The sequence below is a fragment of the Rahnella ecdela genome, from assembly GCF_019049625.1.
GTDB classification, from domain to species: domain Bacteria; phylum Pseudomonadota; class Gammaproteobacteria; order Enterobacterales; family Enterobacteriaceae; genus Rahnella; species Rahnella ecdela.
Window position 1 is genome coordinate 215,679 of the sequence record NZ_JAFMOY010000132.1, and the last position, 13,151, is coordinate 228,829.

General features: G+C 47.1%; 16 protein-coding genes. 7 read left to right on the plus strand and 9 right to left on the minus strand.

The window, feature by feature from the left end; genetic code table 11:
* Positions 1-19: 19 nt before the first annotated feature.
* On the plus strand, positions 20-592 hold the full coding sequence (mntP, locus tag J1784_RS21750; RefSeq protein ID WP_217150921.1) for a manganese efflux pump MntP: 573 nt from the start codon (positions 20-22) through the stop codon (positions 590-592).
* On the opposite strand, the gene rlmA is transcribed toward mntP, so the two are convergent.
* Complete coding sequence (gene rlmA / locus J1784_RS21755; protein WP_217150922.1) at positions 593-1,414, minus strand: 23S rRNA (guanine(745)-N(1))-methyltransferase; 822 nt, start codon at positions 1,412-1,414, stop codon at positions 593-595.
* Positions 1,415-1,561: 147 nt separating this feature from the next.
* Here rlmA and pgeF point away from each other — a divergent pair, with 147 nt between their 5' ends.
* Positions 1,562-2,260 (plus strand): peptidoglycan editing factor PgeF, encoded by a 699-nt coding sequence (gene pgeF, locus J1784_RS21760; RefSeq protein WP_217150923.1) that lies wholly within the window; start codon positions 1,562-1,564, stop codon positions 2,258-2,260.
* A gap of 85 nt (positions 2,261-2,345) precedes the next feature.
* On the opposite strand, the gene cspE is transcribed toward pgeF, so the two are convergent.
* The 3 genes from cspE to J1784_RS21775 all read right to left on the minus strand — a co-directional run bounded on the left by cspE (position 2,346) and on the right by J1784_RS21775 (position 4,815).
* Complete coding sequence (gene cspE, locus J1784_RS21765; RefSeq protein WP_002221949.1) at positions 2,346-2,555, minus strand: transcription antiterminator/RNA stability regulator CspE; 210 nt, start codon at positions 2,553-2,555, stop codon at positions 2,346-2,348.
* Between the two features lie 41 nt (positions 2,556-2,596).
* Complete coding sequence (locus J1784_RS21770) at positions 2,597-2,713, minus strand: DUF2627 domain-containing protein (RefSeq protein ID WP_071823629.1); 117 nt, start codon at positions 2,711-2,713, stop codon at positions 2,597-2,599.
* Positions 2,714-3,825: 1,112 nt separating this feature from the next.
* Entirely contained in the window at positions 3,826-4,815 is a 990-nt protein-coding gene (locus J1784_RS21775; RefSeq protein ID WP_217150924.1) for an MBL fold metallo-hydrolase, read from the minus strand.
* A gap of 184 nt (positions 4,816-4,999) precedes the next feature.
* Here J1784_RS21775 and J1784_RS21780 point away from each other — a divergent pair, with 184 nt between their 5' ends.
* Positions 5,000-5,290, plus strand: a complete 291-nt coding sequence (locus tag J1784_RS21780) for a hypothetical protein (protein WP_217150925.1) — start codon at positions 5,000-5,002, stop codon at positions 5,288-5,290.
* Between the two features lie 58 nt (positions 5,291-5,348).
* Here the strand turns inward: J1784_RS21780 and J1784_RS21785 are convergent, their stop codons facing one another.
* From J1784_RS21785 to mgrB, 4 genes are all read right to left on the minus strand, one after another.
* Positions 5,349-5,585: a DUF4060 family protein gene (locus J1784_RS21785; protein WP_013576199.1), complete on the minus strand. Its 237-nt coding sequence runs from the start codon at positions 5,583-5,585 to the stop codon at positions 5,349-5,351.
* Between the two features lie 135 nt (positions 5,586-5,720).
* Positions 5,721-6,023 carry a phage protein NinX family protein gene (locus J1784_RS21790; protein WP_217151152.1) on the minus strand — a complete coding sequence of 101 codons (303 nt, stop codon included), beginning with the start codon at positions 6,021-6,023 and terminating at the stop codon, positions 5,721-5,723.
* A 114-nt stretch (positions 6,024-6,137) separates the two neighbouring features.
* On the minus strand, positions 6,138-6,410 hold the full coding sequence (locus tag J1784_RS21795; protein ID WP_217150926.1) for a YebO family protein: 273 nt from the start codon (positions 6,408-6,410) through the stop codon (positions 6,138-6,140).
* A 143-nt stretch (positions 6,411-6,553) separates the two neighbouring features.
* Positions 6,554-6,676, minus strand: coding sequence for a PhoP/PhoQ regulatory lipoprotein MgrB (mgrB, locus tag J1784_RS26935; RefSeq protein WP_162940700.1), 123 nt, complete (start codon positions 6,674-6,676; stop codon positions 6,554-6,556).
* A gap of 762 nt (positions 6,677-7,438) precedes the next feature.
* Here mgrB and J1784_RS21805 point away from each other — a divergent pair.
* Both J1784_RS21805 and J1784_RS21810 read left to right on the plus strand, forming a co-directional pair.
* A complete protein-coding gene (locus J1784_RS21805) occupies positions 7,439-10,132 on the plus strand; it encodes an autotransporter outer membrane beta-barrel domain-containing protein (protein WP_217150927.1) in 2,694 nt (897 codons plus the stop codon).
* A 183-nt stretch (positions 10,133-10,315) separates the two neighbouring features.
* On the plus strand, positions 10,316-10,552 hold the full coding sequence (locus J1784_RS21810) for a YobH family protein (protein ID WP_217150928.1): 237 nt from the start codon (positions 10,316-10,318) through the stop codon (positions 10,550-10,552).
* Between the two features lie 79 nt (positions 10,553-10,631).
* On the opposite strand, the gene J1784_RS21815 is transcribed toward J1784_RS21810, so the two are convergent.
* Positions 10,632-10,877: a DUF2766 family protein gene (locus J1784_RS21815; RefSeq protein ID WP_013576204.1), complete on the minus strand. Its 246-nt coding sequence runs from the start codon at positions 10,875-10,877 to the stop codon at positions 10,632-10,634.
* Between the two features lie 200 nt (positions 10,878-11,077).
* On the opposite strand from J1784_RS21815, the gene J1784_RS21820 reads away from it, so the two are divergent.
* Complete coding sequence (locus tag J1784_RS21820; protein WP_095921376.1) at positions 11,078-11,269, plus strand: YdfD/YebW family protein; 192 nt, start codon at positions 11,078-11,080, stop codon at positions 11,267-11,269.
* A gap of 127 nt (positions 11,270-11,396) precedes the next feature.
* Complete coding sequence (locus J1784_RS21825; protein WP_217150929.1) at positions 11,397-13,037, plus strand: ABC transporter substrate-binding protein; 1,641 nt, start codon at positions 11,397-11,399, stop codon at positions 13,035-13,037.
* Positions 13,038-13,151: the final 114 nt, after the last annotated feature.

Consider the following 13,151-nt stretch of genomic DNA (forward strand, 5'->3'; position numbering starts at 1 on the left):
TTATTTGGGGGATATACTCGTGAATTTATCCGCAACGCTTATTCTGGCTTTTGGCATGTCAATGGACGCCTTTGCCGCATCCATCAGTAAAGGCGCGGCCCTTAACCGTCCCTGCCTGCGTGAAGCCCTGCGCACTGGCCTGATTTTCGGTGTCATAGAGGCAATAACCCCGCTGATTGGCTGGGGGCTGGGCTTATTTGCCAGCCAGTACATCATGCAATGGAGCCACTGGGTCGCGTTTGTCCTGCTGTTTATTCTTGGCACTCGAATGATTATCGAAGGGCTGAAAGACAAACCGGATAACGATCTCACGACAGCAATACGACATAGTTTCTGGATCCTGGCCGCCACCGCGATCGGCACAAGTCTGGATGCGCTGGCAATCGGCGTAGGATTAGCATTACTTGAAGTGAACATCATCCAGACCGCGGTCTTTATCGGTATGGCAACTCTGCTGATGTCCACTTTGGGGATTATGGTAGGTCGTTTTATCGGCCCGCTGCTAGGCAAATGGGCCGAGATTTTAGGGGGTGTGGTTCTGATCGGAATAGGATTGAATATCCTGCTCGAGCATCCGGGCTATTTGCACTGATTACTCTGATGCACGCTGATGTATCCGGATGAGGAAATCTGTTTCACACTCAAAGGCCGTCTGAGCCTTTAAATCAGCCATCACTTCTTCTGTTGCCCGCCACGCGAAGGGCGTCATCTGCAATAAATCAAATGCCTGTGCGCCTGAAAGACGCATGTCATAGGACAATGCTTCAGTACTGATGCGCTCAAAACCTTCCAGTTGCTCATCCAGATCGGCGTGCAACTGCACATCCTGATAGATAAGACCTTTCAGCTGGTATAAATGACGCGGACCCGGTGCGACAGTCACCACTAAACCACCGGGTTTGATGGCCCGGTGAAGCTCCTGAGCCTTGCAGGGCGCATAGATGCGAATCACCGCATCCAGCGAGCTGTCCGCAAAAGGCAAACGGTGGCTGGACGCCACGCAAAAAGACACATCGTGGTAGCGTTTGGCGGCATAACGGATAGCCACTTTGGCCACATCCAGCCCATAAACTTTCAGCATGCGATGCGGCATTAACCGTTCGGCGAAAGCCGCAGTGTAATACCCTTCCCCGCAACCGATATCAAGTAATGCCTGCGCATCTTCAGGAATGACTTCATCAAGGATATCCGACAGGCGATCCCGCAAAGGCTGATAGTGGCCAGCATCAAGAAATGCACGACGCGAAATCATCATTTCAGGGCTGTCGCCTGGTTGCTTAGAGCGTTTGTGCTGTACGGGCATCAGATTAACGTAACCCTCTTTGGCATTATCAAACTGATGATTGGCCGGGCAACGCCATTGCTGACCTGTCAGCGTAAGCGGCTGGAAACAAAGCGGGCACTGATACGTCATGGAGAAAACCTGCAAGGAAAGTCTGAGGGAGCGAAAGTTCGCAATAGAGGTAAGTCTAAAGAAGGCGCCCTGTGGTTGCAACTGCTGGAAAGTCCGCATAAAAGGCAGCTACACTGAAGCCATATCCCTTACTGACCGAGACACGAGATGAGTGACAGCTCCATTCTACTCAGCCACATCCCCGACGTTTTGCATGGCTTCGGTGACAAAGAATCCCTGCTTCCAGCTCACCTGCAAGCCTTTGAAGCCACGCGCCCGGAAAAGAAGCAAGTTCATGGCACCCGGATTGTTAATGTAACTCACCCCGGACAGGACTGCGGCGAAGCTGACGGTTTTATCACCTCCGTACCTGGTGTTCTTTTGGCCGTATTTACCGCAGATTGCCTGCCGGTGATTTTTTGTCGCAAAGATGGCAAAGAAGTGGCTGCTGTTCACGCAGGCTGGCGGGGACTTATCGACGGTGTTCTGGAAAAAATGGCGCAGAGGATTAATCAGTCGGGTGATACCCGCGACTGGATTGTCGCCATTGGCCCTGCAGCGAAGGCTTGTTGTTACGAAGTCAGTCAGGAGCTGGTTGATACATTTATGCAACAACTTGATTTTCCCCCAACCCTGATTTCACCCCGTCACCGTCATCTGGATCTGGCTGCCATTGCACAGGCAAAACTACAGGCTTTGGGGTTTGCCGAAATTGACCATGCAGGCAGCTGCACGATTTGTACGACAGCCGGTGAAGGTTTCAAATACACCAGTTTCCGACGCAATAGTCATCAGCGGGCAAAAGACCCTTCTCATCCGGGGATCAGCGGGCGTAATCAGCAATCTGGCATTATGATCATGGGGTAAAGTGATCCTGAAATAAACCTCTATGTCGCTGAAAAGCAGACACAAAAAAACCCGCCTTGGCGGGTTTTTTTACAGCTGACGCTGCTTAGATTGCAGTTACGTTAACTGCTGACGGGCCTTTCTGGCCGTCTTGGATTTCGAACTCTACGTTCTGGCCTTCAGCCAGAGTTTTGAAGCCGTTACCCTGGATTGCAGAGAAGTGTACGAACACGTCTTTGCTGCCGTCAGCAGGAGTAATGAAACCGAAACCTTTAGACTCGTTGAACCACTTAACTTGACCTTTGATCTTTGCCATCTTGAGTATTTCCTTTGGATTGTTTAAACCGCCCGTAGGCGTTACATAGACAAACTAGAGTCGTTACTGCTTGAGGCACTAAGATTAGAATCGGCAGAGAAGCGGTATTCAACGTGAACGTCTTTACTCAGAACTTCTATACTGAAAATGCCACACATATACAGAACTGTACCTCGTTTTACCCAGATGCGTTATCACATACTCTGAATTCGATGGCAAGCCATTTTTAATCAGTGATGGACATGTCGCACATATTTGAGCCGGTTAAAGGCACTTCGTGTTCAGTTATGCTGAAATATGTTGATAGACATGCTTTTTTCTGCTTTGCAGTTTCACCTGCATATCAAACAAAACAATAACGACCTGTTTTTGATTATTGATCATTTAATGCAGAACCGTAAGCGTAAAACACACCTTTATTTGAATTTTTATTGTCAATATTGACCTGAAGCTTTTACTGACAGCCTGATTCGGCGAGGAAAACCACCACCCGTTGTAAGGTCACGTTCGGGTGAGAGCGCGTCTGGCGGGCAAGGTGGACACTTGTGCAACAGAACGGGCAAGCGGAAGAATTCACGCTCAGGCAATATGACTGGTTATGCAATAATCAATTACGTCATAGAGGGATAAAATGGTGCAAAACAGCAGGAAGCTCACAATAAATGCACCTTAACTGTGCGGCTTCAGCCTTTATCCGATAATACAGAAAACTTCTGCTGCCTCTTCGGATTACAATTCTAAATCTCACAGACTTCTAATACATATTTCTAATAGTCTCTTTTTTGACATTATAATGAATTAAAGTTTGCGGGTTGGTTAAATCGGTATAACACTTGCGCAAACATTCAAAACGAGCATATTCATATATAAAATATGAATATGAAAATTTAATATTAATTACCGTGATCTAAATCTCATATCATCATTTTGATTAACCGGAATGCGGGCGAACTTTGAGCCACTGTCCGGCACCAGAAGCCGCGACTGGCAAAGGCCTTCCCGCAACAGGGTCAGCATAATGTACTGTATCTTAAGCAATCCCCGGAGATTAGCACCGGCCGGAAGTTTTGAGCCGTTCTGATACAAATAATTATTTCATCAGGAAAATATCCGGTACTGCAAAATAATCATTTCCGGAATACTTATTAACAACTCAGTAACACCTTCATTTAGTAAGCCATCACTCAAACAAATCTTTAAGTGATAATACTTCTCATTTAATAAGCCCGTCATTGCACTTTACTCTCCGCTAAGAACGGGCAAATGATATTCAATCTTTAGAAATGCTTGCACCTATTTTTAAGGGTTTAAATTCCATTTCAGGTGAATCACTTTGAGATATGGCATCCGCTAATTCGTTTAATGGTTGGTCCAGCGAATCATCGGCTAATTCAAAAACACCCCAGTGGATCGGCACGGCTTTCTGACAGCCCAGTTGAGAAAAGACCGTTACAGCCTGCTGCGGATCCATATGCTGCGCGCTCATGAACCATCTTGGTGCATAGGCGCCGACAGGAATTGCGGCTAAATCGAATGGCCCGAGACGCTGACCGATCAGTTCAAACTGATTGCTGTAACCGCTATCCCCGGAAAAATAGAAGCGCAAATCAGCGTTTCTGACGACCCAGCCACACCACAGAGACTGATTTCGATCCCAGAATGTCCGCATGCTCCAGTGACGCGCAGGTACGGCTGAAAAAGTCAGATCACCAAACTGATGTTCCTGCCACCAGTCGAGTTCTTCGATATACCGGGCTCCGCGCCGTTCAAGCCACGATTTCATGCCCAAAGGCACCATAAACTGCGCGTCTGGAAAACGTCGTAACAGCTTGCGCACGGTTGCACGATCCAGATGGTCATAGTGATTATGTGAAAATAACACCACGTCGATGGGAGGCAATTTTTCAACGGGCGCCGCAACAGGCGTTTTGCGTTTAGGTCCGTAAAAGCTCAACGGCGAGGCGCGTTCCGACAATGCGGGATCCATAAGAACGTAGCGCCCGGCCACGCGCAGCAATAAACATGCGTGGCCTAAAAACCATAAACGATCATCCGTTCCGCTAAAATCAGCACTCTGCCACCACTGGCTGATGAAATGTTCATAGCCCTTCTCCGGTGGCGCAGGTAAACGAAGGGCTTTACGTTCTTTTCTCCAGCGTTTGAAATCTCCCTCCTGCCGGTTCTGCGGCTCGGTGTTAGTAAAACCGTCCGGCGTATGATGGGGTTTTGAAGGGTCGTAATACGGATTTTTACCAGGCATAGGACTCCACGGGATAGCTTTCCGGTTGAACGAAAGTGTAATCACATCATTTTAAGTAGCATATTTGTTAATCACACTACAGGGAGAAAGTGAAAAATTATGTGCCAATTCATCAGCTATCAGGGGTTAAGAAAATCTTAATAACTGTGTGTTTTACTGAGGACGTTTAAAAAGGAGGAATTTTATGACCAGGAACACAATTCAACGTCGTCGCTCATTTGCTGCGCGACTCACACATATCATGCAGATTCAGACCCAGTACGGCCGCCTGTGGCTCAGCTCACGTTTTCGTCGCGTCAAAGTCCCTGCGTCTCTGAAAGTTATCGCCTTCGCCATTCTGACGCTGCTGGTGCTTGCGATCACCGGCACAATACTGCTGATGCTTGACCTGATCAGCCTGCTTTCTGGGTTGCTGAAGCGTCCTTTCCGCCGGGGAAATATTTACCGTCGTCAGCTGATGAGAAAGCCGGTATAAAACAAAACCGTGTCGGGTTACGACACGGTTTGAGATTACGGGGATGTATTCCTGATTTTCAGGCAGGCATACCGCAAAGTTTGGTCAGATTTCTGGCGCCGATCATGAGGGTTGCAACATAGGATTGTCTGCGGGTCACAACTTCAACCGCAACACGCGCATCTTTATACTTAATGAGATAGGTCGAAGGCCAGCCTTGCCGGCGTTTGCCGTAGGCTTTTTCATGACTGTCGATAGCTGCGTGAGCAACCACCAGATGGGAGAGAGTTTTATCACCTTTAATGATGCGCTTCATAATGGACTCCGCCTTAGACACAACTGTCAAAATGAGGAAACATTAATCACTTGATACGCATCGCTTTATGCGACGCTTATTCGAATCACTTCTTTGCAAAACTTTGTCACAATCTGAGTATCTCTGCGCTTTAACTTATGCGCAAGTCTTACTAAGCAGGAAACATACCATTGCTGCACGAAGAGGTCTTTTGCTTTGTGCTTGCCACTGACCATCGGGGCTGCTTATCTCAGCCAGCCAGAGCGGATCACTCTGCAACTCTTTAAAATTGATGCTGATTTTGTTGGCGCAAATAATCGGCCACGCGTCGGAGGGGTTGTTGCAATAATCTTTGCCTTTCATACCGCCGTAGGGATACCACTTCTCAGGCTCCTCTCCCGTCAGTAAAGCAATGTTGTGGTTTACTTCGCTATCGTCTTCTTCCGACCATTTGATCATCAGTTCTTCCATCCTGCAAGGCACATGCGTGGAGACTACCCGAAGAATAAGACAGTTTTATGAAGGTTTAGCAGGAGGAAAAAACCCGCCGGAGGGCGGGTTTACAGAGCAAGATTAACGTTCAGGAATAAAACCACGCAGGCTGAGAGCGGAATCATCCTCTGCTTCAACAGGAGGCATTTTGCCTCGTGCCTGTGCAGCAAGAACCTTGAGCAACTCGGTTTGCTGGCGTTGCTGCTCAGCTATCTCATGCAACAAAGCAATTTGTTCATTTGCCCTGACACTGGCCCGGCTGACAAAAAACCATACCAGCAGAAATAACAAAGCTGAGAGTGCACACAGCACCAATGAAGCCAGGCTGTTTTGGCCCATTGCGAAATCAAACATTGACTACCCTACCACTGAATGTTCAGAGCCTTCATCTTACCATCACCGGCAGATCAGGGAAGTCATTCACAAATCCATTAACGAAAAAACAGGCTTTTCTTAGGGCCGGACTGCCGCAGAGCGGGATTTCTGGCAGAGCTCCCTTAAAAAGGGATAAAGGAAGTAATCGCACATACGCCCAGGTCAAAATTCCCGCCCTGATCGCAATAGCTATTGAGCGCAAGCAGGTAAAGGCCTATGCAAATGAGCAGGAACAGGACGAACATCACGACCCTTCTGACATTGAAAACAGGCTTTTTCAATTTGATGGCAGGTCTCTTTTGGTTTAAACAGCGTCTATCAGGGCTCAAAGGCGACGTCCAACGAATGACTAACAGACAGACATAGTACGACGAAAATCTTAAACAGCGATATAACAAAGCGCCAGCTTTACAGGCTAAACATCCTGCAATAATCACATACGTAAATCATATATAAAAATGCATACATTTTATCTATATATATCTACCTGACCAGAGTTGACCTGCATCAAATAAAACGACTTAATCATTACCCTTTCAAAAATAATCCCACTCCTTAGATTTTCTTAAAAATGAACTTAACTACTCACACATTAAAGTACTTTTTATAGAATAAAGAGAAACAGATTAAAAAATCACTCCAAAATCATAAACCATGAACCCCCCGTGCACTCAGCAGAAAACCTCTGGCATACTCTTTAGCCAGCATCAGTCTCCCGCTGCTCAACAAAATATTCTTATCAATAAATGCATTTTTTTGGAAATCATACGGAAATAAATTAAATTTATCAGGAAATAAAATCGCATTAAATCCTCTAAAATAAAATACAAACCCCACCATTTAATTTATTTTCACTGGAACTTCTTTGTTGAATTACACCATGCATTAAAATATCATCCCGCCGTCGAACAGTTCTTCTGTCTCTTCTGTTATATAAATGAAAGCATAGTGGCTGAAATAATTACCAGCTGATTCATGCTGACTATTTTTTGTTGAGGGATTAATAAATGCATGCATGGAATAAAAAGTTCTTCGTTTCTAAAATAGCGCTGGCCTGCGCTGTTGCAGTAACTGCACCTGCGGCGATGTCTGCTGATATCTCCGGTACCGTCTACGATACCTTCTATCATGACTCCGCGCTGGCGGGTCATGTCGGTTACCGCGGTTATGTAGATAATGACGGGGCAAACACCAGTTACACTGGCGGAGACATCTACTCTTCTATCAATAATTCTGTCGTTAACGGCGTTCTTTCTACTTACTATCTGGGCTTTGATAACGGCACAAATAATACGCTGAACATTACGAATACTACCGTTAACGGAATGATCACTTCCGAGTGCATGACGACTGACTGTGGCGATGCTCGTAATGATTATGACCAGTCACCTTTGCAACTCACTATTGATAATTCCACTATCAATGACACTTACGAACATTTCGATTATGACGTAACAGATGCAAATAAAGTCCGTGACCATGAAAACCTGAGCACCTACGATATGGGCGTTGCGGTGACATTGGATCAGGAAAGTAATATTCTAATCCAGAACAACTCACACGTTGCAGGTATTGCGCTGTCACAAGGCTACCAATGGGTAGATACTGACGTTAATAATGGCAATACTTTTGATAATACCCTGACAGTAAATGATTCAGTGCTGACATCTGGTTCTTACACTGAATTAGAAACCACGGGTTTCTATGGACAGTCAGACAAACCAAGTGATTACGGTAATATCAGTGCTACTGGCACCTCGGCTGACGATATCGCGCTTTCCGTAATTGCTAATTCTGCCGCTGATAATTCAATGAAAACAACCGCTGTTTTCAATAATTCAACAATCTCCGGTGACGTCTATTTCGAAAGCAGCTTTGATCATAATTACTACGTTGGCGGCCACGACAACAACGGTGATGGAGTACTTGATACCAACGGCTGGGACGATACCGACGAACTTAACCTGACCCTGGATAATGGCAGCAAATGGGTCGGTGCAGCGATTTCTGAGGTTCAGGCTGACGCTGGTTTGTATGATCGTGCTACTAACAGCATCTGGCCGGGTTCAGTATTTAATACTACAACGGGTTACCTGAGTGGCAATGCGGTCTATCAGAGCGGCCTCTTTAATGTCGCCCTTAACAACGGCTCTGAGTGGGATACCACCAAGTTCTCTAACATCGACAACCTGACGGTAAACAACCAGTCTCAGGTCAATGTTGCTGACTCCGGATTACTGGCTGACAACATCTCCCTGACAAACGCATCAAGCCTGAAAATTGCTGTGCATGGTGAAGTTTACACTGATGCTCTTAATCTCAACTCAGGCAGTAAAGCCAACCTGACCGAAGAAACCGCGTCTCTGTATGCAAACACCATCACTGTAGGCAATGGTTCTGAGCTGAACTTAGGCGCAGGCCAGGTTGACACGCATAACATGGTGTTGACTGATGACGGTACCTTCAATGTGGGCAGCCGTGAATTCGTACTGAATTCCGATATGAACAACGCACGTGATAAAACGGCTGCGGACTACGTTTATGACCGCGGGACTATTGGTATCAATTCCGATGGCCACCTTGCAGTGAATGGCGTGACTGACGGTAACTATCAGGTTCGTGTCAATAACGCGACCGGTGAAGGCCGTGTTGCTGATTACCAGAATAAAGAGCTGATCCGCACTTATGGCGGCAATGCGACCTTTACTCATGCAAACACCGCTGATCTGGGTGCCTACAAATACCAGGCTGAACAACAGGGCGATACCGTTGTTCTGGCTAAGCAAGGCATCACCTCTACAGCTAACGCCGCGCTGAGCCTGCCTTCTTCCAATGCCGCAACCTGGCATATGGAGCAGGATACTCTGAGCAACCGTATGGACAGCTCGCGTCACACCCAGGGTGATGACAAAGGCGGCGTCTGGGTCAACTACTTCGGCGGCCAGCAAAATGGTGACAATGGCGTTGTAGATTACGATCAGGATATCAACGGCATTATGGTCGGTCTGGATAAAGTCACTGAAGGTGGTGGCGATCGTCAGTGGCTGGTCGGTATGGCGGCAAGCTTCGCGAAATCCAGCTTGTCTATGGATGATGCGGATGCAGATACTGACAGTCAGTCAGCACGCGTTTACTCCAGCCTCGACTTTAAAAATGGCGCATTCATTGATACCTCTCTGAGCTACAGTCACTTCAGCAACTCGACTGACAGCACCATGAGCGATGGTCAGCAGGTTTCTGGGGATAACTCCACTGATGCCTGGGGCTTTGGTCTGAAAGCCGGTTACGACTGGAAATTCGCACCGCAAGCTTACCTGACGCCATATGCCAGCATCACCGGCGTATTCATTGGCGATGATGACTACAGCATGAGCAACAACATGAAAGTCAGCGATCAGGCTTATGACAGCATGCGTTATGAGTTAGGGACCAACATCGGTTATACCTTTGATCTGGGTGCCAACCAGGCAATCAGCCCTTACGCAACGCTGGCCTATGTGTATGAAGATGCTAACAACGATGCCGACATCAACGGTGACCGTATCGATAACGGCGTTGATGGTTCAGCAGTACGCGTTGGCTTAGGTGGTCAGTTCGACATGAGCAAAAATTTCACCATTTACGCAGGTGCTAACTACCTGGGCGGCAGTGATGTTGACCAGCCTTGGGCAGCAAATGCCGGTATGAAATACCGCTGGTAATTTGCAGGTCTGAGTTATAAATCTGTTCACACAATGGCCCCTTTTCAGGGGTCATTTTTTTGGCATTTATTTTACCATTTTCTGATTCAGACTCATTAGCAATGACATTCTGATCAAAATAACTTCTACTATGCTCATCAATATCCTGAATAACTCAGGAACAGATATGTAGGGAGTTTCAGAATGGGTATCGTTAAGACGATTATTGTGCTGGCCGTGATTTACGCCATTTTTCTTTTTTCAGGGTACGGTATGACAGTTGGCAGTAGCGAGAATGCAGCAGGATTAGGCCTGAAATGCCAATACTTAACGGCAAGAGGGATTATCAGCTCTCAGTATATTCATTCTGACAGCGGAGTTATTGGGGTTGCGAACTGTCCGATTTTCAAAAAAGTTGGCGAAGTGGTCGATAACCAATAACACACATTTTTAGCCTGTCATGCCCGTCACCACGGGCATGACAATTATTGTTCAACTGCTCTGGTTCAGCGGCTATTGTTCAGCTGTCGTGCCTGGTGAATTTCAGTTCAATTAATGAAATCGCTTTTTCAATTGCACGCTTAGTCACCGGATCGGCACCAGCCGGATGCTTGCTGAAATCAATACTTTTCAGCTGGTGTGACATCTTTTCGCGCACTTCTGCTGGAGCAATAATTTCTATCACATCCAGAATTTGCTTAATCACCAACTGGCATGCCACCAGATCAGATTCGATTTCCTGTTCTCTGTTTAAAGATTCGGACATGAGCTGCTCCTTCCATTACGTCATTCAAAAAAATTATGGTCGCGAGGATATCATGCCCGTTATGGAAATTCTCTTTTCTGCCGCTTCTGCCATTTTACTACTTTTCAACCGGACAAATATCCAGCAAACGCGCGCTCTTACATTTTGTTACGGGCACATTAGTTCTATGCTTAATGTGATGACAAAGAAGGAGACGCACTATGTTCGCTCTAGTTTTGACCATTTGTTATCTGGGCGGAGGATGTGAAGACCTTGTGGTGGATGCCTTTAACACTCAGAAACAATGCACGGTCGCAATGCACCAGCAGGGCTTGCGGCAGGCTGGCTGCTATCCGATAGAAGATTTTATTGATGGCTATTGGATCCCGGCGCACGAAAATGCTGATTTCTGATCCACTGTGTTGCCTTTCACAGAGTAATAACAAAAGTCTCATAAAGATTGCTAAAGTGTCAGAACAAAGGTATGAATACCCTGTTACTCATTGATATTTAACCATATTGACAGGGCAGGAAATGGCAATGACGATACGTAAAACTTATGGAAGCTTTAAAAAAATTCCTCTCACGCTTCTTCTCTCTTCGACCTTTATGGCTTCATTTACCACTTACGCTGCGACCGTTCCCGCGGGTGTAGAGCTGGCGGCCAAACAGGAAATTACCCGCAACAATGGCAGTGAACCGGCATCTCTTGATCCGCATAAGGTGGAAAGTGATGTGGAATTCAACATCCTCAGCGATTTGTATGCAGGATTAGTGACTATTGACGGCAAAGGCGATGCACAGCCATCGCTTGCCGGCAGTTGGGAAACCAAAGACAACAAAACCTGGGTTTTCCATTTACGTCCCGGCATTGTCTGGTCTGACGGCTCACCGATTACCGCGCAGGATGTAGTCTTCAGCTGGCAACGTCTGATCGACCCGAAAACCGCCTCACCTTATGAAAGCTATCTCGGCAGCATGCATGTGCTGAATGCCGCAGATATCATTGACGGCAAAAAGCCCGCCGATCAGTTAGGGATTAAAGCGCTGGATAAACAAACGCTCGAAATCACCCTCGACCAGCCTCTCTCTTACTTCCTGGGTATGCTGGCACACCCTTCCCTTTCGCCTATCAGTCAGGCGGATGTGGAAAAATACGGTGATAAGTGGACTCAGCCGGGAAATCTGGTCAGCAGTGGTCCTTTCAAGCTCGATACCTGGACAGTTAACGAACGCATCACCGCTGTGCGTAACCCGAACTACTGGGATAACGCGCATACCGTCATTAATAAAGTGACATATTTACCCATCGCTTCAGGCACGGCGGATGTTAACCGTTATAAAGCCGGTGAAATCGACATCACGTACACCGTTCCTTCTCCGTTGTTTGCCTCGCTGAAAAAAGAGCTGGGCTCGCAGGTTCATGTCAGCCCTTATCTCGCCGTCTATTACTATGCGATGAACACGCAGAAGCCGCCTTTCAACGATGTGCGCGTGCGTAAAGCGCTGAATCTGGCGATTGATAAGTCGATCATTGCCGATAAAGTATTAGGCCAGGGGCAAACTCCGGCATGGCATTTATCGCCGGATAACACCGGTGGCTTTACTTTCGCAAAACCGAAAGAAGCCAGTCTGACGCAGGAACAGCGTAACGCAGAAGCGAAAAAGCTGCTGACCGAAGCCGGTTTCGGCCCCGACCATCCTCTGAAATTTAATCTGCTCTACAATACCTCTGAATCACATCAGCGCATTGCGATTGCCGCAGCGTCAATGTGGAAAAAGAATCTGGGTGTGGACGCTGTTCTGCAAAATCAGGAATGGAAAACCATGCTCGATACCATGCATCAGGGGACGTATGAAGTCGTGCGTTACGCCTGGATTGCCGACTATAACGAGCCTTCCACTTTCCTGAATACCTTGCGCACCGGCAACAGCGAAAATACGCCTAAATTCAGCAATGCGGCTTATGATCAGGCACTGAATGATGCGCTGAAAGCCACAGATAAAGCCGACGTTGGCAAAGCTTACCAGCAGGCTGAGCAGATACTGTCCGAGCAATCACCGGTGATTCCGCTGTATCACTATGTCAGTGCACGTCTGGTAAAACCGTATGTGGGTGGTTTCAACGACAGCCCGCTTAATTACATTTACACCAAAGACCTGTATGTAATTAAGCACTAACCGCAGAAAGTTTCTCCTTCCGGACACTCTTTTCGGAAGGAGAAATCCCCTCTCACTTCTCCCCCTGTTGCTTCCCCGTCTACGTCATCAGACTTGCCAGACGCCACTCAGATG